Source organism: Hydrogenophaga sp. (genome assembly GCF_018780075.1).
Lineage (GTDB): Bacteria > Pseudomonadota > Gammaproteobacteria > Burkholderiales > Burkholderiaceae_C > Hydrogenophaga.
Genome location: NZ_JADMKB010000117.1, coordinates 1 through 20,106 on the forward strand (window position 1 = coordinate 1; position 20,106 = coordinate 20,106).

Genomic DNA, 20,106 nt, shown 5'->3' on the forward strand with positions numbered 1-20,106 from the left:
CGTAGTAGCCGTGGTCGATGTCGGCGATCTGGAGGTTCGCCTTGAAGATGGTGGACTTGATGGCCATGGGGGTGGCACCCGGCGGGCGGGGCGCTGCGGAGGGCGGGGAGGCAGTGTAGCTGGCGCGGTGCGGCGCATCAGTTTTCCATGGCGCCGGAGCGCCACCCCGCGGCATGAAACGGTGCCGTCCAGGGCACCGTCGGGCCGCCCTTCGACAAGCTCAGGACGGACGGCCAGTGCCGCCCCCTTGAGAGGGGCGCGCGAAGCGCGGCGGGGGTGTTTCACTTCAGAAGCCGGTCTCGCGCACCAGCACCGTCAGCAGCTGGCGCAGGTAGCGGCCGGCGGGGGCCTGGCCGTGGGCGTCGATGCCGATGCGGCCGCGCCAGCGTCGCGCCTGGTCGGCCGGCATGGGCTCATCGCCATCGAGCCTGAGCTGCACCCGGTAGATCGCCTGTTCGGGCACCAGCCGGTCGCCGGCGGACCGGACCAGCACATGGCCGCCCTGCGCCGCCGCCAGCTCGGGGCGCGGCAGCACGCGCGAGGCGTCGCGGTCGATGGCCTGGACCCGCAGCCGCAGCACCTCGCCGGTGGCCGAGTCGCGCTGAAAACGCGCACGCGCGCCGACCTCGATGTGGGCGATGCTGTCCTCGTCAAGCCAGGTCTCGACCAGCCAGTCGGAGCGGTCCTTGACCAGCACCAGCAGGGCTTCGTTCTTGCCCACCCACTGGCCCGGCGCCAGGTCCGGTTCCAGGTCGATCACCGAGCCGTCCCAGGGCGCCACGGGTTGCAGCTGTGCCGCTTCGGTCATCAATGCATCGAGCTCGGCCTCGGCCGTGACCAGGCCTTCGTGGATCGACAGCCATTGCTGGCGCGACTCCTGACCGAAGGCGGCGGCGCCATCCTGGTGCCGCAGCCGCTCAAGCTTGGTCTGCGCCGCGCTCACGCGCGAGGCCAGCTCGGGCGACTGCAGGCTCAGCAGCGGCTGGCCTTGTTGGACGCGGGCACCATGGGTCACGGCCAGGGTCTGCAGGTAGGCGCCGCTGGGCGCGTGCACCGGCCAGATGTCAACCGGTCGCAGCAGCGCGCTGGCGGTGACGGTCGACGGCCAGGGCACGAAGGCCAGCGCCAGCAGGGCGCCCAGCAGCCAGAGCGAGCGGCGGGCCCGGGCGCTGGCGCGGATCGCCGGCCAGCGCCCGCGCCAGGCCCGCCACTCGGACTGCAGCGGTTTGAGGATGAACCAGGAGATCTCGATCACGAACAGGATCAGGCCCAGGGCCTTGAAAAAGACGTGGTAGACCATCAGCGCGATGCCGATGAAGAGCGCCAGCCGGTACAGCCAGGTCAGGACGGCGAAGGCCACCATGGCGCGGCGGCGCGCCGGGGCGACATGCTCCGGCGGCGCTTCGCCGAGCCGGAACAACCACTCGCGCAGTTGCCAGCGCGCCAGCGCGAAGCTGCGCTCGTGCAGGTTGGGCATGTCCAGCGCGTCCGACAGGATGAAATAGCCGTCGAAGCGCATGAAGGGGCTGGCGTTGATCGCCAGCGTCGCCACCCAGGAGGTGGTGCAGAGCACGAACGCGGCCGAACGCAGGCCGCCGTCGGGCAGCAGCGCCCAGGCCAGCGTGGCCCAGGCGGCGATCACCAGCTCGGTGGCGATGCCGGCCATGGCCACGCCCATGCGGTGGCGGTGGTTGGTCAGTTTCCAGGCGTCGTTGGTGTCGGTGTAGGCCACCGGCCACATCACCAGAAACGCCAGCCCCATGGTTGGCACGCGGCAGCCATGGCGCTTCGCGGCGAAGGCGTGGCCGAGTTCGTGCAGCGACTTGACCAGGAACAGCGCCACGCCGTAGGCGGCCAGACCCTCCAGGTTGAAGGTGTCGACCAGACTGGTGGCGAAACCGTCCCAGTGGCGCAGCACCTGCGTCAGCCCCAGCAGCAGGGCCGCCAGGGTCAGCCAGAGGAAGGTCGGCGAGGCCAGCCGCCGCGCCAGCGGCAGCCAGCGCGTGAGCCAGGCGTCGGGCCGCACCAGCGGGATGCGGAAGAACAGGTAGTGGTGGATCAGCCAGGTGAGGGCGCTGCCGCGCTGCGTGGTCCAGCGCTCGGCCATCTGGCGGGCGCTGTCGCCCGGGGGCGGGCGCAGCAGCTGGTTGCGTTCGAGGAACGTGGCCAGCGCGTCGACGTCCTCGGCCTGCAGGCTCAGCGTGGTGTGGGCGCCGATGTCGCGGGCGATCGCCTCGCGGTCGCCCAGGCCCCAGCGGCTGAGCAGCTCGAAGCTGGGCCAGTCGATGCGGAAAAACAGGTTGCGCGCGGGGTCGTGCAGGGTCCAGCTGGGCTGCCCGTCGGACAGGCTGGGGCCGGGCAGCAGGGCCAGGTCTTCGCGCAGCAGGGGCCAGGTGTTGGCGCTCATAGGCCGAGGCTGTTGCGCAGGCTCGCCAGCGGGCGGCGCAGCACCCAGTAGATCAGCACGGTCCAGTCGCCCTGCACCCGCGCCGTGCCCTTGAGGCCGACCCGGTGATCGGTGTCGGCGCTCAGGCTGGCCCGCAGGCGGTAGGCGTGGCCGCCGTCGGGGCGGGCCACCGCCTCGTGGGCCATGTAGCGCAGCTCGCCGCTCACCGGCGCCAGCGGGCTGGCGTTCAGGTAGAGCTTGACGGCGGCGCCGTCGGGCAGCGCGATGGCGTCGGCGATCGGCACCCAGACCTCGATCTCGCGGTCCTCGGGGGCGGCGATGCGCAGGATGCGTTCACCGGTGCCGACCGGCCGGCCGATCCATTCCGAGGGGTCGTCGAAGATCACCACCCCGTCCCGGGGCGCGAGCACCCGGGCGCGGCTGCCCTGCTCCTGCAGGTAGTCGACCTCGGCCCGCTTCTCTTCGATCTTGCCCGCCAGCAGCGCCAGCTGGGCCTTGGATTTCGGGTCCGACAGGGCCTGCTGGGCCACCTGGCGGTATTCGGTCTCTGCCGTCAGCAGCGCCTGCCGGGCCACGGCGGCGCGGCCCTGGATCAGTGCTTCGTCGAAATCAAACAGCGGTTGACCGGTCCGCACCGTGGCGTTGGGCTGCACGTGGAAGGCTGCGATCACGCCGTCCAGCGGCGCGCGCACCACGGCCGGGTGGGCCGGCACCAGCTCGGCCGGCGCCATCACGCTCATGCGCACCGGCAGACACAGCAGCGCCAGCACCGCAGCGCTCCAGGCGATCCGGTGCTGCCGCCACCAGGGGCGGTCGGTGCGCGGCGCGAGGTGGGCGCGCAGCCGGTTCCAGCCGGCGCGCACGCCGCGCGGGCGGGCCGGTTGCAGCGAACGCCAGGCGTGACACCAGACGCCGCGCCATTCCTGCAGCAGCCGCAGTTCTTCCTCGGTCCAGGGGCCGTCCTTGGCCAGCAGCCAGGCCGGGGGCGCCGGCTGGGGCTGTTCGGCGGCGGCACCGGGCGGGTCGGCGACCCACAGCGCGTGGGCCGGCCACCAGGCTTGCCACTCCTCGGCCAGCGCGGCCGGAAGGGCCTCGCGGTCGAAGGTGCGCAGCCCGGCCGTCTCTGTGGCGGGCGCTGAAGTCAGATGGCGCGCGACGGCGTCGAGCCACTGCACGTAGGGCGCATTGGCCTCGGGCTGCAACACCCCGGACAGGGCGTCCACGCCGACATCGTCGCTCCAGCAGGCGCCCTGGCGGAACGGTGCCAACTGGCAGGCGTCGTTGACGGCCAGGAAGCTCAGCTCGCGCACCGTCGCCGCTGCGCGCGCGCGGCGGGACAGGTCCAGCAGCACCGCCAGGGTGTGTACGGTGCGCACGGCCGGATGTGGAGAGGCGGACATCGCTGGGCCCCGCTTCAGACCGGCACCGACCGGGCCGGATTGCGAACCTCCGCCGCCGGGGCGGCCCGGACCGCGTCCCTCCAGACATGGTCACGTCCGCTGGCGTGGCGCAGCTGGTCCGACAGGCCGACCCGGCCCGCCGGGGTGGCCCTGGCGCCGATGGTCAGCTTGAACTTGGTCTTGACTTCGTTGCCCTTGTCGTCGCGCGCGCTGACCTCGATCTCGAGGTCTCCGACATGGCCCGGCGGCGGTGCGACCTTGAAGCTGCCGGTGCGTGGATCGAAGCTCACCCAGGCCGGCAGATCGCGCCCGTCCTCCAGCTTGGCCGAGAGGGTGATGGTCGCGTTCGGGTCGCTGTGGGTGAAGGTGTCGTAGGGCAGCGAGATGCTGGCTTGCGCACCGGTTTCGACGAACTGCTTGTCGATGGCGCGGCTGAGCTCCAGCGCGTTGCCCTGGCGTTCGTTCACCACCACCTGGAAGCCCGTGGCCTGCGTCAGGCTGCGCGGCGCTTCGGCGTCGCCGACGCTGCGCTGGAACAGCGCCGCGATCTCGGCCGAGAGCATGGGTTGCTGGTTGAAAGGCTGGGCCACGAAGGTGGTGGAGTCGAAGCGCAGCGGTTCCTGCAGCGGCGCCGGTTCGATGGCGACGGCCACGGGCGTGGGTTCCGGCTGCGGCGCGGGCGCGGGCGCGGGCGGCGCCACGTAGGCTGCCGGTACCGGGGCAGGTTCTGGTGCTGGTGCTGGCGCCGGTGCTGGTGCTGGTGCTGGTGCTGGTGCGGGCGGCAGCGGCACCGGGGTGTCGTCGTTGCCCGGGCCGGTCGGGTTTTCACCGCGCTCGTCGTAGGTCTTGCCCGATCCGTCGTCGACGATGGTCGAGCTGTCGCCGGCGCGGTTGCCGCCGGTGATGGACGCGCTCAGTGAGAAGGACTCGCGGCCTTCCAGCGCCGTGTCGTTGGTTGTCGGCACGCTGACATGGAAGCGGGTCACGCCGGCGGGCAGGATGATCTTGCCGCCGGAGACGTTCAGTTCGATCCTGGTGCCGGTGCCGTCGAAATAGTAGACCTGACCGTTGCCCAGGGCACCCGTGTAGTCGGTGGCCTCGGCGTCGCCAGCGGCCGAGCCGTTGGAGAGGGTCAGGCTGATCTCGGTGTCGCGGGTGTTGCCGTCGGTGAGATTGACGGTGAAGACGGCGTTGGACCCTTCGGAGACATCGTCCAGGCCGCTGACGCTGAGCGCGCGGTCGTCCTTCAGTTCGAGGCCCGCTGCCGCCAGTTGTTCGCTGGTCGCCGGTTCGGTGGTGTCACCGATCCAGCGCTCGCCGGTGCCGTCGTCCTTGATGGTGCCGACACCGTCGTCCTCGGCGCTGGCGGTGCCACCGGTGTTGGTGGCCACCAGGCGGAAGGTCTCGGGGCCGTCCAGGGCGGCTTCCTGTTCGGGGCCGATGGCCACGCGCACCTGGAGCTGGCCGCTGCCGTCCAGGCTGATGGCGTCGCCAGCGACGTGGTCGATCCAGTGGCTGCCGTCAAAGAACTGCAGGGTGGCGAGGTCACCACCGTCGCTGTTCTGACCCGCCAGGCTCAGTGTCAGCCGCTGCTGGCTGCCACCGCTGACGGTGAAGACCGCATAGGGCGAGCCCTCGTTGACGGTGACGGTGTTGATTTCCAGCACGCGGTCGTCGTCGAGTTCGATGCCTGCTGCGGCCAGTGCCTCGCTGGTGGCGGGCTCGGTGGCGTCACCGATCCAGCGTGCGCCGCTGCCATCGTCCCGGACGGTGGCGGTGCCCTCAGCGTCGCTGCCGCCGGTGTTGCTGGCGGTGAGGGTGAAGGTCTCGCCGCTGTCGAGTGCCGTTTCCTGCTCGGGCGAGAGCGCGGTGCGCACCCGCAGCGTGCCGGAGCTGTCCAGGGCGACGTGGCCGCCGGTGTACGCGACCCAGGCACCGGCACCGTCGTTGGCGCCGGCATCGTAGATCTCCAGACCGGTGATGCCGGTGGTGCCGTCGGTGGAACCATCGGCCAGGGCGAGGCTGGTGAGCTGGCCGGCGGCGCCGCTGACGGTGAAGACCGCGTAGGGCGAGCCTTCGTTGACGCTCAGGTCGCTGACGGTGAGGGCGCGGTCGTCGTCGAGTTCGATGCCTGCCTCGGTCAGTGCCTCGCTGGTGGCCGGGTCGGTGGCGTCACCGATCCAGTGGTCGCCGCTGCCGTCGTCCTGGACGGTGGCGGTGCCCACACTGTCGGAGCCACCGGTGTTGGTGGCGGTGAGGGTGAAGGTCTCGCCGCTGTCGAGTGCCGTTTCCTGCTCGGGCGAGAGCGCGGTGCGCACCCGCAGCGTGCCGGAGCTGTCCAGGGCGACGTGGCCGCCGGTGTACGCGACCCAGGCACCGGCACCGTCGTTGGCGCCGGCATCGTAGATCTCCAGACCGGTGATGCCGGTGGTGCCGTCGGTGGAACCATCGGCCAGGGCGAGGCTGGTGAGCTGGCCGGCGGCGCCGCTGACGGTGAAGACCGCGTAGGGCGAGCCTTCGTTGACGCTCAGGTCGCTCACGCTCAGCGTGCGGTCGTCGTTCAGGTTGATGCCTGCGTCGGTCAGCTCGTTGCTGGTGGCCGGCGCGGTGGCGTCGCCGATCCAGAGCTCGCCCGTGCCGTCGTCCCGGATGGTCGCCGTGCCGCTGCCGGTGGAGCCGCCGGTGTTGGTGGCGTTGAGCTGGAAGGTCTCGCCGTTGTCCGACTCAGTGTCGTTGACGATGGCGGTGCGCACCCGCAGCTCGCCGCTGGCGTCCAGCGCCACATAGTTGTCGGCGGTGTAGGTTTCCCAGGAATCGCCGTCCCAGTACTGCAGGTCCGACCCATCGGCGGCCGAGCCGTGGTCGCCGCCGTCGGGGGTGGCGGGGTCCGTGCTGCCCACGTCCAGGGCCAGTCTGGCGAGCTGGTTGGCGGCGCCAGAGACCGTGAACACGGTGTAGGCAGAGCCCTCGTTGACGGTCGGGCTGGAGACCGTCAGCGGCCGGTCGTCGTCCTTGATGGCGGTGTCATCGATGCCCACGCCGGTGGGCAGGGCCACGATGCCAAAGATCAGGCCATGCGGGTCATTGCCGGTGTAGCTCAGGGTGAACGCCGCGGCATCGGCCGGGATGCCGTAGAAGGTGTAGCCGTTGGTTCCGCCGGACTGGGTGCTGATGACGGTGCCGGTCAGCCCTTCCGTGGAGGAAGGAAGGCCATCCAGCAGGGAGTAGCGGCCGGTGTTGAACACGTCGGCGTTGTCCAGCACGGTGAGGGTGGTGCTGGACGTGATGGTCGAGTATTCAGTGGGGTTGCCTTCAAGTCCGGCCACACCCAGCACGTAGCGGTAGGTGTAGTTGCCGTTCGACAGGTCTTCGGCGGAAACGCCGTAGTTGATCTCGACGGTGCGTGGAATGCTGCCGATCAGGTCCAGGTAGGCCGTCGGCATGGACACGGTCTCGCCATACAGCGTGACCTCCATGGTGCTGGTGGGCGGCTGGTAGATCTGCCACTGGTTGGCCAGCGCGAGATCGCCCGCCAGCACGGACAGGGTCACGCCCCCGGCGGGCAGGCTCGCTCCGCCCGTCAGGCTGATGGGGAACACCGTGGCCGTCGGCACTTCCAGCAGGTTGCTGGCGGTCACGGTGGGGGTGGCCATGCTCACATAGGCCGTGCGGCTGGTGTCCGGCTCGTCGGTGAAGATCACCCCCGTGCCGTCGTCCTTGATGGTGGCAAAACCCGATGCGGTGGTGCCGCCCCCGTTGGTGGCCAGCAGCGTGAAGGTGTCACGGTGCTCGTAGGGCAGTTCGTTGACGATGGTGGTGCGCACCAGCAGCTCGCCGTTCACATCGATGGCCACCGCGGTACCGGCTTCATAGTCCACCCAGGCACCGCCCGCCCAGTACTGCAGACCCGGTCCGTGGTCTTCGGCCTCGGCAGGATCGATGGCGGCGCTGGCCAAGGCCAGACTGATCAGCTGTTCGGCGGCGCCACGGACCGTGAAGATGGCATACGGTGAAGCTTCGTTGACCTCGAAGCTGGAGACCGTCAGGGCGCGGTCGTCGTCGAGTGTGATGCCGGCTGCGGCCAGCGCTTCGGTGGTGGCCGCCGCGGTGGCGTCGCCGATCCAGTAGTCGCCGGTGCCATCGTCCTTGATGGTGGCGGTGCCGACGACCAGCGCGGCGCTGGTGTCGGTGACCCGCAGCGTGAAGGTTTCGGCGCCTTCGGCGGTGCTGTCGTTGGTGATGCGGGTGCGCACCAGCAGGGTGGTTCCACCCAGGGGCACCGCGACCTGGTCGCCCGGGGCGTAGTCGATCCAGTTCTCGCCGTCGAAGACCTGCAGCGCCACGTCGGTGCCGGCGTTGCCGGTGTCGGTGCCCAGCGTGGCGTCGGTGTCGGTGCCGACGGCGGTGTTGGCCAGGCTCAGGGTCATGAGCTGGCCGGGCGCGCCGGTGACGGTGAAGACCGCGTGCGACGAGGCCTCGTTGACCGTGATGCTGTCGACCTGCAGCGGCACATCGGTGCGGAACAGCAGGTCGGCGCTCAGCGGCGTGGCGTTGCCGCCGTCGGCGTCGACGGTGGTGTAACGCGCCAGCAGGAAATCGCCGTTGGCGTCGAGGTTTTCGTCGTTGACGTCGAAGCCATCGATCGGGTTGCTGCCCTCGAAGTCGTTGAGCAGGCCGTCGCCGTCGTCGTCGGCGCTGCTGGAGGCCGCGGTGGCCTGGCCGTCGTGGCGCTCGGCGATGTCGAGCATGCCGTCGTTGTCGCTGTCGCTGTCCAGGTAATCGACCAGGGCGTCGCCGTCGGTGTTGACGGGGGTCAGGCCGGCCGAGGCGAGCGTGCCGCTGGAGGCGGTGTCCTGGTCGTAGTGGTCGTCCAGGCCGTCCTGGTCGGCGTCGGTCATGGCCGCACCGGTGCCCGAGGGCGCGATGTACCCGGCCGTGGTCTGGGCCTCGACGTTGTCGGTGATGCCGTCGTTGTCCGAGTCGATGTCCAGGTGGTTCACCACACCGTCGCCGTCGCTGTCCACGCCGCGGGTGTTGGCGCCAAAGGCGAAGTTGACGTAGGTCTCGTTGGAGAGGTAGCTGAAGGAGAAGTTGTCGAGCTCGCCGTTGATGCGGACGATCAGGAAGCCTTCATAGCCGGTGACGCTCGTGCTGCTGTTGACGGTCACGTCCTGCGACCAGAGGATTTCCACCGGCTGGTCGAACTGGATCGACACCGGCGTGCTGGGATTGCCGATCGACGAAAAGGCCAGCACCGGGTTGGAGATGGTCGATTCGAACGTCAGCGTGTTGACCGACGCCACATCGTTGCGGATGGTCGGATTGCCGTTGGGGACCTCGTATTCGGTCGGGAAGGCCCCGTGGTTGAACATGCTGCCGGTGGTCACGATGTTCAGCGGCACCTCATCGATCGTGGTCAGCGTGTAGGTGAAATCGACGCCAGCCATGGTGCCGGTGGCGGTGTTGCCGGTGATGGATCCGCTGGGGTAGGTGGCCCAGAAGAAACCGGTCGGGTTCTCCACGTCGTCCAGGATGCCGTCGTTGTCGTCGTCGATGTCGGTGCTGTCGGCCACGCCGTCGCTGTCGGTGTCGGTGAAGACGCGGTCGTCGTCGCGCGCGACCGCGGGGTCGTTGGCGCCGGCGTCGTTGGTGGTGCTGGCGTCGATGGCACCGGTGATCAGGCCGGTGCCGTTGTCGATGATGCCGGCGTGGCCGGTGGCCGCGGTCACGCTGCCTTCGTTGACCACCAGCTGCAGCTGCTCCAGGCCCTCGTAGGGCGTGTCGCGCTCGCTCGTGATGTCCACGGCCACCAGCACGGTGGTGCCGGTGGCGGTGAGGGTGGTGCCCGGGGTGTAGGACTGCCAGGCGGCTCCGCCGTCGATCGAGGTCCAGATCGCCCGATCGGTGATCTCCGATCCGGCGTCGGTGCCGGTGGCGTTGTTGCCGCTGGCGGCCACGTCGAGCACGTCGAGCACCAGCTCCTGGCCGGCACCCACGGTGACGGTGAAGACGGCGCGGGGCGAGGCTTCGTTGAAGGTGTCGCCGGTGACTTCGGGCAATGGCCGGACCGTGATGTCAAAGCTGTCGCTGTCCAGGGCATTCTGGTTGTCGTAGGCGGTGATGGTGATCGACGCCGTGCCGGTGAAGTCGCTCTCCGGGGTGAAGCGCAGGGCGTCCAGGGCCGCGCGGATCTGTTCCTGCGTGCCTTCGATGCTCAAGGCGCCGTCCACCGTGGAGACCGTGGCCGGACCGCTGTAGGACGTCAGGTCGACCGAGCCATTGGTGGCGGTCAGCACGACGCGCGAGAGGTTGCCGTCGACGTCGGTGACGTCGGTTGTGCTGATGGCCAATGGCGTGTTGTGGTCGGTGGCCAATCCGGTGGGCAGGTCGTTGACCGGTGCCTCGTTGCTGCCGATGACTTCGACCGAGATCTGTGCCGTGTCGGACAGGTCCCCCCCGTCGCTGACGCGGTAGTGGAATTGCTCAGTCAGGCGTTCGCCCGCGTCCAGCGCGATGACGGTGGCGTTGCTGGGGTCGACCGTGTAGGTGAAGCTGCCATCGGCATGGATGGTCAGCGTGCCGTACAGACCTTCCACGGTCGCGCTGCCGGACGACAGGGCCGTCAGCGTGGCCAGGCTGGTGCCGGCTTCCACGACCGACCTGGTGTCGTTGGCGTCGACGTCGGTGTCGTTGGTCAGCACCTGGCCCACGGCGTCCTGGCCCACCATGGCCTGGGCCCTGTCGTCGGTGGCGTCCGGTGCGTCCTGGTTGCCCTGGATGGTGAGGGTCAGGTCGGCCCAGTCGATGCCGGTGGTGGCCGTGTTGGTCACCGCGTAGCCGAACACCTCGGTGAGCGTCTCGCCATCCTTGAGGGCTTCCACATCGGCTCGGGTGTTGTCGAGCACATAGCGGTAGCTGCCGTCGGCGTTGACGTAGAGCTGGCCATACTGACCCGCCACCACCGCGCTGTAGCTGACCCCGTCGTAGTTCACGTCAGGGGCCGAGGTCAGCACGACATTGCTGCCGTCGGCGGGGGAAATGAGTTGCGAGACGAGGTTGCTGCCGCTGGTGTTGGCCGTGGGCAGGGTGCCCAGGTCCAGGGTGCCCTGGGCGTCGGGCACCTGCTCCTGGTTCGTGGTGCCCCCGTGCTCGGTGGCGCTGGCGCTGGAGCCGGAGACCGTGGGGTCGAGATCGCCGGAGCCGGAGACCAGGATGGTCAGGGTGGCCTGGCTTTGCGCGCCCGCGGCATCCTGCATCGTGTAGCTGAAGGTGTCGACGCCGTCGGCGCCGTTGGTCAGCAGGCCGTCGGGGTCGGTCGGCGTGTAGATGTAGTCGCCGTTGGCGGACAGGGTCAGCGTGCCGTAGCGCCCGGTGAGGGTGGTGCCGATGGCTGCCGAAAAGGTCAGCGAGCTGTTGGCGATCACCGCGGTCTGGCTCAGGCGGATCTGGGTGACGCTGCCATCGGCGGCATAGGTGATGTCCGTCACCGTGGTGCCCGCCGACAGGCCGGTACCGCTGACGGTCATGCCGATGGCGATGGTGCCGCTGGTGGCGGTGGTGCCGCTGATGTCCACGATGTCGGTCGGGACGGCGGAGATGCCGGTGATGGTTGCAGTCTTGTAGTTGCCCGTGGTCAGGCTGCCGCTGAAACCCAGGGTTTCAGTGCCGGTGAGCGTGACGTTGGAGATCTGGCCCGAGAGCTGCACGCTGGTGCCGTTGGACACCACGGTGATGGGGACGTTGTTCTCGTCCAGCAGCACCGTGCCCCGGCTGCCGCCGTTGTCCAGGAAGACGTAGTCGCCGGCAGTGATGGAGGGTGAGACCGCCGACAGCTGAAGGATGGAGTCGGAGGGGCTGTTGCCTTCTGCCGTGGCCCCCAGGCCGGTGATGATGTGGGTTTCGCCGTACTGGTCGACGTCGCTGTCGTTGGTCAGCACGTTGCCCGTCGCCTGCATGCCGACGGTGTCGACGCCGGTGTACTGGTTGCCATCGGTCAGCAGGGATTCCTTTGCGTAGTCGGTGTCGTCGGCGGCGTCCGGGTTGTCGTTGTGGCCGATGATCGTGATGCTCAGGCTGGCGATGTCGACGCCGCCGCTGGAGCTGACCACTTCGTAGCTGAAGGTCTCGGTCAGCGTGTCGCCGCTGGTGCGCAGCGCCTCCACGTCCGGGTGGTCGTTGTTGACGGTGTAGACGTACTGACCGTCGGCGCCGACGATCAGGCTGCCGTAGCGGCCGGTCACGGTGGCGTAGTCGTTGCTGCCGGCGTCGTAGCTGGTGCTGGTGGTCGAGCCGGCGGCCGGTTGGTCCGACTGGCCGCTGAGCGCACTGCTGACCTGGGTCACGCGCAGGTCGCCGGCGCCGCTGGTGTCCAGGGTTCCGCCACTGGCCGAGTAGCTGGCGGTGCCGCCGCTGTCGTTGTCCAGCAGGTTGCCGGTCGCCTGTGCGTCGACCGGGACCGTGGTGTTGTTGACGCCGCCGCTTTCGAGTGCGGTGTCGGTGTCGTTGCTGGCGTCGGTCGCGGTCTGTGTGCCGCCGAGCAGGGCATTGAGCGCGTCGTCCACCGGGTCGCTGCTGGTGCGCACCACGGAGTCGGTGGCGAACACGGTGGTGGCGCCGGTGACGCCCAGGTCGATCACGATGGTGGTGTGCGGGGTGCCGTCGGCGGCCGTCTCGCCGTCGTCGTACTGGTAGAACTGCAGGCCCTCGACCCGCGAGCCGGTCTTGACCAGGCGGCTGATCTCGCCCCGGAAGCTGGTCACCACCTGGTTGCTGGCGTTGATGGCGTAGAGCGTGCCGACCACGTTGTTGCCCGAGAAGATCGGGTCGGACGCCGGGTCGGAGGTGTAGAGGTATTTGACCGCCTCCAGGTCCGCACCGACCAGGCCCATCAGCTGCAGGTAGTTGCCTTCCAGATCGGCGGTGGCGGCGCCCAGGTTGGCCGCGTCCTGGGCGAAATACGCCATGTTCGAGAACAGCAGCGACGCCAGCTCCAGCGTCACCGGCTGGCCGTCGAGCATGACCACCACGTGGTCGTCCTCGGTCGCGATCCGATCCTGGTCGCTGGCGCTCAGGTCCCGGCCCAGCAGCCGGTCGGCGAAGGCCTCGCCTTCGTCACCGCTCGCATCGCCATCGCCGTTGAGCAGGTGGTCCATATAGTGGCCGTACTCTTCGAGCAACACGGCCGCCACGTCGCCGCCGGTGGTGCTTTCGCTCCCGACCCAGTCCCGGTTGAGGTAGATCACCGGCGTGCCCGCAGGACCGGTGGCCGCGAAGGCGCCCTGGGCCCCCAGCAGTTCATCGTGGTCGCGAAGCTCCACGGTGACCGTGGCGGTGCCGTCCTGGATCTGCTGCAGCAGCTGGTCCGTGCGGCTGTCGGTCGACCCGTCGGCGCCCGGCGCTGGCGCGAAGATGTCGGCCACATCGGTGCTGGCACCGGCGCTGGCGGCCCAGCTCTGGACGATCTGCTGGGCCTGGTCCAGCGCCTGCGGCAGGGTGCTGGCCTGTGTGGCAGCCTCGTCCTCGGTGGCCGGCGGCGTGAACAGCGAAGCCGCTTCTGGCGGTGGCTCGACGGCGCCCGGGTCGGCGACCGGGGTCTCGGCACCGGACAGCGCCGGCTCCGGCGAGGCGGTGGCGTCCGCCGTTTCAACCGGGGTCGACGCTGCCTCAGTGGTGGTGGTCACCTCAGCCTGCGGCGCTTCCTGCACCAGTGGTGCGTCCTGCACCGCCGGGGCCTCGGTCACCGGCGTTGGCTCCTGCACCACCGGTTCGAGCACGGTCGTGGCTTCCACCACGGCGGCGCCGTCGAACATGATCCGCTGTTCGAGCATCATCGGCGACGCGCGGCGATGCACCAGGCGGGAGGCCTGTGCGACAGAGGTCAGCGCGGCGCGGGGGCTGTTTGCCGGGGTGTTGTCCATGGTGGTCTCAGTGGTTTTCTTCTGGGATGACGACAAGTCCGCTCATGCCGGCAATGAGCTCGGGGAAACGCCCGTCGATGGCGGCCGCCACCTTGACGGACTGACTGACGGGGTCGACGCGCGCGCCGATGCGGATGAAGCGTGCGGGATAGGTCTTCTGGGTCTCGTCGATCCGGACCTGCAGCCGCCCGCCCGGCTTGAGCCAGGCCAGCCAGCGCGAGGGCACCAGGAATTCGAGTTCCAGCACGCTGTCGTCGATGATGTCCAGCAGCGCCTGGCCGGGTTGCACGTACTGTTGCTCGCGCACCTTCTGCTCCGCGATCCGGCCGCTGAACGGCGCGGCCACGCCGCATTTGCCCAGCACCGCCTGGTTGGCGCCAAGCTCGGCGCGGGCCTTGCCGCGGGCCGAGCGCGACAGCTCGACCTCCAGCTGGCCCCCGGCGTTGAGTTCGAACAGGCGTTCGTTGGTCTTGAGCGACTGTTCTGCGCCGTCCAGCTCGGCCCGGGCCTTGGCCAGCTGGGCCTGCTGCAGCGTGCAGTCGAAGCTCACCAGCAACTGGCCGGCCTTGAAGGCACTGCCTTCTCCGACCGGCAACCGGTTGATCTTGGCGCCGATCTCCGCCGCGATGGTGGTGTAGCGGCGCGGCATCAGCTGGGCGCGGATCTCGCGTTCACCGGCGGGCCGCGTCGCTTTGGTCTCGGCGACCGGGCGCGGCGCGGGGGCCGCCGTCTGGGCCAGGGCGGCACCCGAGAGTGCCAGCAGCGTCGCGAGGCCGGCCACGTGCCTTTGCAGTCGCGGGTTCATTGCGGTGCTCCTTTGGCCGGCGCCGTGAGCTCCTTGCTCAGGTCCAGCCACAGCGCGTCAAAGCCGGACTGGCCCTTGACCTGTTGGGTCAGGTCCTGGAGGCTGAGGTCGTCGGTGCTGCCGATGCGCGGTTCCATGCCGAGCTGGGCCACCAGACGGCTCTCGGCTGCCTGCACCTGGGCCAGCGCCTGGTAGCGGCGCAGCAGGCTCAGGATGGCGGCGGTGTCGTTGCTGACGCGTTCGAGCTTGCTGGAGGCCTGCACGCTTTCCCGGGTGCGCATCAGTTCGCTGATGCGCTTGTCGGTCGAGAACACCTCCTCGGCGCGCTGGAACTGGCTGCGCGCATTGAGCAGCTGCAGCCGCACCAGGTGCACCTGCGTCAGCACCGCCATCTGGGTCGCCATGCGCCGCTGGTCGGCCAGCTTGACACCGGCCTCGGCCAGCCTGGCCTGCATCGGGCCGGTCAGCAGGTTCATGAAGTTGAACGACAGCTGCAGGCCGGCCTCGCGCCAGTTGTTGTTGATCAGGTACTTGTCGGAGTCGTAGTTGAGGCCGTAACTGAAGCTCAGGTTGGGGAACATGCGCAGCAGGGCCTTGCGGGTTTCTTCCTGCGCCACGCGGGCGTTGTAGTGTTGTTCGCGCAGGTCGGCGTTGTGGCGCAGCGCCATCTCTTCGAGCTGCTCGATCGGGATCGAGGTCAGACGGGAGGCGGTGTCCTCCAGGGCCGATTCGGCGATCGGGATCGGGCGGTTCAGCGGCGCGTTGATCAGCGACGCCAGATCGACCTGGGCCGACAGCAGTTCCTGGTTGATCGACTCCAGCAGCCGCAGGTTCTCCAGCAGCTGACGCTGGTAACGCAGCGCGTCGATCGGGTTGCGGGTGCGCTCCTGTTCGACCTTGCGCGAGTCCACCAGGGCCTCTTCCGCCACCCGGATGGTGTTGGTCACCTCGTCGCGCAGTTTCTGGGCGCTGGCGGCGCGCCAGTAGGCGGTGCGCACATCCTGCGTCAGCAGGTGCATGGCCCGGCGGCGCTTCTCGGTCGCGATGTGGATCCGGCTGGCCTGCTGGCGGGTGTTGTAGTAGCCCATGCCGAAGTCCAGCAGGTTGAAGGTCACGCCCAGGTCACTGAGCTGGTGCGAACGGTCCTGCGAGATGAAGCCGGTGCTGGAGACCTCGCCCGTTTCCGGGTCCAGGCTCCGGCTGATGTGGTCGTTGTTGCGCGACGTCGCATTCAGCCGCGCCGCCAGCACCGGGAGCATGTCGAAGCGGGTCACATCCAGCTGGTGCATGGCCAGGGTCTGTTCCAGCAGCCTGGCGCGGCGGTCCAGGTTGTATTTCAAGGCCCTGGCCATGGCCTCGTCCAGCGTCAGCGGCGACAGGATGGGTTCGACGCCTTGCTGCATGGCGGTCTGGTCGGCGTGGTTGACCGCGTCGATGTCTTTGTCGGCCAGTGGTGCGGGTGTCAGGCCGGCGCAGGCGCTCAGGCCGATCACGGCGCAGGTCAGCAGACTGACCCGCAGGGTGGTGAGGAGGGGCTTTTTCAGTGGGGCCATGGGGAGATCCTGTGGAGGGTGGTCGACCACCGGCCGGGTCTCCATGCGCCGGAAATGGGCACTGCGGAGGGGGCCTGGCTGGCTGGCTGGGCCGGCATTCGAGGACCAGCACATCCCTAGTATCGGCAGGGTCTTTAGCGGCTGAAGTCCGAAAAAACGCCTCATTTGCGCCCCAGTTCGCGCAGCCCGCCGTGGATTCGTGCAGAAATGCACGCCCCCATGCGGGGTCCCAAAGCAAAAGCCCCTTGCAGCTCGCGCTGCAAGGGGCTTGTGTCTGGTGGCGATAGGTGGACTTGAACCACCGACATCAGCATTATGAATGCTGCGCTCTAACCAACTGAGCTATATCGCCGAAGCCAAGCATTATAGCCAAATTTTCGACCGACTTTCAACCACGCCATCCGCTCAGGCGTGTTTGAAGACCGCCTTGCGCTTGTTCACGAAGGCGTCCATGCCTTCTTTCTGGTCTTCGGTGGCGAACAGGGCGTGGAACATGCGGCGCTCGAACATCACGCCGTCGGACAGGCCGCCTTCGAAGGCGCGGTTCACCGATTCTTTGGCCGCCATCACGCTGAGCTGCGAGAACTCGCAGATCATGAGCGCGGCGCCCAGGGCCTCGTCCATCAGCTTGTCCAGCGGCACCACGCGGCTCACCAGGCCGGCGCGTTCGGCCTCGGTGGCGTCCATCATGCGGCCGGTGAGCACCAGGTCCATGGCCTTGGATTTGCCCACGGCGCGCGGCAGGCGCTGCGTGCCACCGGCGCCGGGGATGATGCCGAGCTTGATCTCGGGCTGGCCGAATTTGGCGTTGTCGGCCGCGATGATGAAGTCGCACATCATCGCCAGCTCGCAGCCGCCGCCCAGAGCGAAGCCGCTCACGGCCGCGATCACCGGCTTGCGCACGCTGCGGATGGTTTCCCAGTTGCGGGTGATGTAGTCGCCCTTGTAGACATCGGCGAAGGTGTAGGTCGCCATGGCGCCGATGTCCGCGCCGGCCGCGAACGCCTTTTCGCTGCCGGTGACGATCATGCAACCGATGCCGTCGTCCAGGTCGAAGGCCTTGAGCGCGGCGCCCAGCTCGGTCATGAGCTGATCGTTCAGCGCATTGAGTTGCTTGGGGCGGTTCAGGGTGACGATGCCCACACGGCCTTCGGTGCGCACGGTGATCAGTTCGGGGGTGGCGTTTTCGCTCATGGTGTTTCCTCGGGTGGTGTGTGTTGATTGACGTAAACGTCAACTATAGCGGGCCGTCCGATACCAAGCCACCCAAGGGAAAACATTAACCGACCGATGAGTCGGTTAATGTTAGATTGCCGGTCTCATCCCACCACCCGCGCTGCGAACCGACGGCGCCAGGAGACAGACACCCATGAACGCTCTCGCTGCGGGCAGCACCGTGCTCTATGACGAGCGCGGCGCCGTTGCCTTGGTCACCCTGAACCGCCCTGACGCCCTCAACAGCTTCACGCGCCAGATGCACCGCGAGCTGTGGGCCGCGCTGGACCGGGCCGAGGCCAACCCGGTGATCCGTGCCATGGTCCTCACCGGCGCGGGCCGCGGCTTCTGTGCCGGGGCCGACCTCGCCGAATTCGACTTCGAGCCGGGCCCGGATCTTGTGAAGCGCGCCGACCCCGGCCCGGTGATCGATCAGGCCTTCAACCCCACCGCGCGTCGCATCCAGTCGCTGCGTTTTCCGGTGATCGCGGCGGTGAACGGCGTGGCCGCGGGCGCCGGCGCCTCGCTGGCCATGACCTGCGACATCGCGATCGCCGCACCGGGCGCGAGCTTCATCCAGGCCTTCAGCAAGATCGGGCTGATTCCGGATGCCGGCGGCAGCTGGTTCCTGGTCGAGCGGCTGGGCCTCGCGCGGGCCATGGCCCTGGCCATGACCGGCGACAAGCTGCCCGCGGCGCAGGCCAAAGAGTGGGGAATGATCTGGGACGTGCAGGACGACCCGCTGGCCGCCGCCCTGGCCATGGCCGAGAAGCTGGCCACCATGCCGACCCAGGCGCTGGTCGCCACGCGCGCCCTGTTGCGCGACGCCGGCACCCGAACGCTGAACCAGCAGCTCGACGTGGAGCGCGACACGCAGTCCGCACTGGGTGCCACACACGACTACATCGAGGGTGTGATGGCGTTTCGCCAAAAGCGCCCGGCGCAGTTCAAGGGGGCATGATGACGCCACAAGAACGCGCCATCCGGGTGGGCGAGGTCATGTTCGCGGTCGACATCGCGGCCCGCGAAACCATGGGCATTCAGATCGTGAGCGTGGCGCCCGGCCATGCCGTGTTGCGCATGGCGGTGAAGCCACTGCACCTGAATGGCCACCAGATCTGCCACGGCGGCTTCATCTTCACCCTGGCCGACACCACCTTCGCCTACGCCTGCAACAGCCACAACAAGAACGCGGTGGCGGCGGGTTGCAGCATCGAATTCCTCAAGCCCGCGCATGCGGGCGACGTGCTCACCTGTGAAGGCGTGGAGCAGACGCTGCAAGGCCGGTACGGCATCTACGACATGAAGGTCAGCAACCAGAAGGCCGAGGTGGTCGCGATGTTCCGCGGCAAGAGCGCCGTGATCCCCGGCACCGTTTTTCCGGAAGAGGAGAGCGCATGAACCCCTTGCCGCTAGAACCCATCGAAAAAGCCAGCACCGACGAACTGCGCGCCTTGCAGCTCAAGCGCCTGCAGGCCACGCTGCGCCACGCCTACGCGAACTCTTCCGTCTACAAGGCCAAGTTCGACGAGGCCGGCGTGCACCCGGACGACTGCAAGTCTCTCAGTGATCTGGCGAAGTTCCCGTTCACCACCAAGAAGGACCTGCGCGACAGCTACCCCTTCGGCATGTTCGCGGTGCCGCGCGAGCAGTGCGCGCGCATCCATGCGTCCAGCGGCACCACGGGCAAACCGACGGTGGTGGGCTACACGCTGAAAGACATCGACACCTGGGCCACGGTGGTGGCGCGCAGCATCCGCGCCGGCGGCGCACGCCCCGGTGACCTGGTGCACGTGAGTTACGGCTACGGCCTGTTCACCGGGGGCCTGGGCGCGCACTACGGCGCCGAAAAACTGGGCCTGACCGTGGTGCCCTTCGGTGGCGGTCAGACCGAGCGCCAGGTGCAGCTGATCCAGGACTTCCGGCCCGACATCATCATGGTCACGCCGAGCTACATGCTGGCCATCGCCGACGAGTTCCAGCGCCTGGGCCTGGACCCGCGCGAGAGCAGCCTGCGCATCGGCATCTTCGGCGCCGAACCCTGGACCAACGACATGCGCGTGGCCATCGAAGCCCGCATGAACATCGACGCGGTGGACATTTACGGTCTCTCGGAGGTGATGGGCCCCGGCGTGGCCAGCGAGTGCATCGAGACCAAGGACGGCCCGACGATCTGGGAAGACCACTTCTACCCCGAGATCATCCACCCCGAGACCGGTGAACCGGTGGCCGACGGCGAGATGGGCGAGCTGGTGTTCACCAGCCTGACCAAGGAGGCGCTGCCCATCATCCGCTACCGCACGCGCGACCTCACGCGCCTGCTGCCGGGCACGGCGCGCACCATGCGCCGCATGGAAAAGATCACCGGCCGCAGCGACGACATGATGATCGTGCGCGGCGTCAACGTGTTCCCGACGCAGATCGAGGAGCTGATCCTCAAGCGCCCCGAGCTGACCGCGCACTACCAGTGTGTGCTCACGCGCGAAGGCCCGATGGACAACCTGACCGTGGTGGTGGAAACACGGCCCGGCCTCTCGCCCGACAGCATCGAAGCACGCGCCGCCGCCGAGCTGCTGCGGCACGAGGTCAAGGTGTTCGTGGGCAGCAGCGTCGAGGTCGACCTCAAACCCGAAGGCGGCGTGGAGCGCAGCCAGGGCAAGGCCAAACGGGTGGTGGACCAGCGCCCTCGCTGATCGCGGTGTGGGGCGGGCGGGTCGTTCGGCCTTGCCCTTCCGGCCCGTAGGGCTAAAGACCACAGGTAAAACCCCGCTGTGCGGATGGAATCGTTGCCGGTACAGTGCAGGCGAAC

10 protein-coding genes and 1 tRNA gene are annotated in these 20,106 nt (G+C 68.7%); 3 read left to right on the forward strand and 8 right to left on the reverse strand.

Annotated elements, in window-relative coordinates; all coding sequences use genetic code 11:
• From IV088_RS19390 to IV088_RS19425, 8 genes are all read right to left on the reverse strand, one after another.
• On the reverse strand, positions 1-67 hold a 67-nt coding region (locus IV088_RS19390; RefSeq protein WP_291105530.1), incomplete at its 3' end, for a YaeQ family protein.
• A gap of 219 nt (positions 68-286) precedes the next feature.
• Positions 287-2,407 (reverse strand): HlyD family efflux transporter periplasmic adaptor subunit, encoded by a 2,121-nt coding sequence (locus IV088_RS19395; protein WP_291105497.1) that lies wholly within the window; start codon positions 2,405-2,407, stop codon positions 287-289.
• Positions 2,404-3,807 (reverse strand): HlyD family efflux transporter periplasmic adaptor subunit, encoded by a 1,404-nt coding sequence (locus IV088_RS19400; protein ID WP_291105499.1) that lies wholly within the window; start codon positions 3,805-3,807, stop codon positions 2,404-2,406. The genes IV088_RS19395 and IV088_RS19400 overlap by 4 nt, the downstream gene beginning before the upstream one ends.
• Positions 3,808-3,821: 14 nt before the next feature.
• Positions 3,822-13,724: a VCBS domain-containing protein gene (locus IV088_RS19405; RefSeq protein ID WP_291105501.1), complete on the reverse strand. Its 9,903-nt coding sequence runs from the start codon at positions 13,722-13,724 to the stop codon at positions 3,822-3,824.
• 7 nt (positions 13,725-13,731) lie between these two features.
• Positions 13,732-14,529 carry an efflux RND transporter periplasmic adaptor subunit gene (locus IV088_RS19410; RefSeq protein ID WP_291105503.1) on the reverse strand — a complete coding sequence of 266 codons (798 nt, stop codon included), beginning with the start codon at positions 14,527-14,529 and terminating at the stop codon, positions 13,732-13,734.
• The gene (locus tag IV088_RS19415) at positions 14,526-16,082 is read right to left on the reverse strand and encodes a TolC family protein (RefSeq protein WP_291105505.1); all 1,557 of its coding nucleotides are present in this window, start codon (positions 16,080-16,082) and stop codon (positions 14,526-14,528) included. The genes IV088_RS19410 and IV088_RS19415 overlap by 4 nt, the downstream gene beginning before the upstream one ends.
• A gap of 275 nt (positions 16,083-16,357) precedes the next feature.
• A tRNA-Met gene (locus IV088_RS19420) sits at positions 16,358-16,434 on the reverse strand.
• A 53-nt stretch (positions 16,435-16,487) separates the two neighbouring features.
• A complete protein-coding gene (locus tag IV088_RS19425) occupies positions 16,488-17,276 on the reverse strand; it encodes an enoyl-CoA hydratase (protein WP_291105507.1) in 789 nt (262 codons plus the stop codon).
• A gap of 175 nt (positions 17,277-17,451) precedes the next feature.
• Between IV088_RS19425 and IV088_RS19430 the strand changes: the two genes are divergently transcribed.
• The 3 genes from IV088_RS19430 to paaK are packed head-to-tail and all read left to right on the forward strand — an operon-like array spanning position 17,452 to position 19,990.
• Positions 17,452-18,258 carry an enoyl-CoA hydratase-related protein gene (locus tag IV088_RS19430; RefSeq protein WP_291105509.1) on the forward strand — a complete coding sequence of 269 codons (807 nt, stop codon included), beginning with the start codon at positions 17,452-17,454 and terminating at the stop codon, positions 18,256-18,258.
• Positions 18,258-18,698 (forward strand): hydroxyphenylacetyl-CoA thioesterase PaaI, encoded by a 441-nt coding sequence (gene paaI / locus IV088_RS19435; RefSeq protein WP_291105511.1) that lies wholly within the window; start codon positions 18,258-18,260, stop codon positions 18,696-18,698. Before IV088_RS19430 ends, paaI begins: the two co-directional genes overlap by 1 nt.
• Positions 18,695-19,990: a phenylacetate--CoA ligase PaaK gene (paaK, locus tag IV088_RS19440; protein WP_291105513.1), complete on the forward strand. Its 1,296-nt coding sequence runs from the start codon at positions 18,695-18,697 to the stop codon at positions 19,988-19,990. The genes paaI and paaK overlap by 4 nt, the downstream gene beginning before the upstream one ends.
• The last annotated feature ends 116 nt before the right edge of the window (positions 19,991-20,106 follow it).

Excerpts from the sequence above, each read along its gene's own strand:
- IV088_RS19400 (WP_291105499.1), bottom strand. The coding sequence starts at position 3,807 with ATGTCCGCCTCTCCACATCCGGCCGTGCGCACCGTACACACCCTGGCG.
- IV088_RS19415 (WP_291105505.1), bottom strand. The coding sequence starts at position 16,082 with ATGGCCCCACTGAAAAAGCCCCTCCTCACCACCCTGCGGGTCAGTCTG.
- paaK (WP_291105513.1), top strand. The coding sequence starts at position 18,695 with ATGAACCCCTTGCCGCTAGAACCCATCGAAAAAGCCAGCACCGACGAA.
- IV088_RS19410 (WP_291105503.1), bottom strand. The coding sequence starts at position 14,529 with ATGAACCCGCGACTGCAAAGGCACGTGGCCGGCCTCGCGACGCTGCTG.
- IV088_RS19430 (WP_291105509.1), top strand. The coding sequence starts at position 17,452 with ATGAACGCTCTCGCTGCGGGCAGCACCGTGCTCTATGACGAGCGCGGC.
- IV088_RS19405 (WP_291105501.1), bottom strand. The coding sequence starts at position 13,724 with ATGGACAACACCCCGGCAAACAGCCCCCGCGCCGCGCTGACCTCTGTC.
- IV088_RS19395 (WP_291105497.1), bottom strand. The coding sequence starts at position 2,407 with ATGAGCGCCAACACCTGGCCCCTGCTGCGCGAAGACCTGGCCCTGCTG.
- paaI (WP_291105511.1), top strand. The coding sequence starts at position 18,258 with ATGACGCCACAAGAACGCGCCATCCGGGTGGGCGAGGTCATGTTCGCG.
- IV088_RS19425 (WP_291105507.1), bottom strand. The coding sequence starts at position 17,276 with ATGAGCGAAAACGCCACCCCCGAACTGATCACCGTGCGCACCGAAGGC.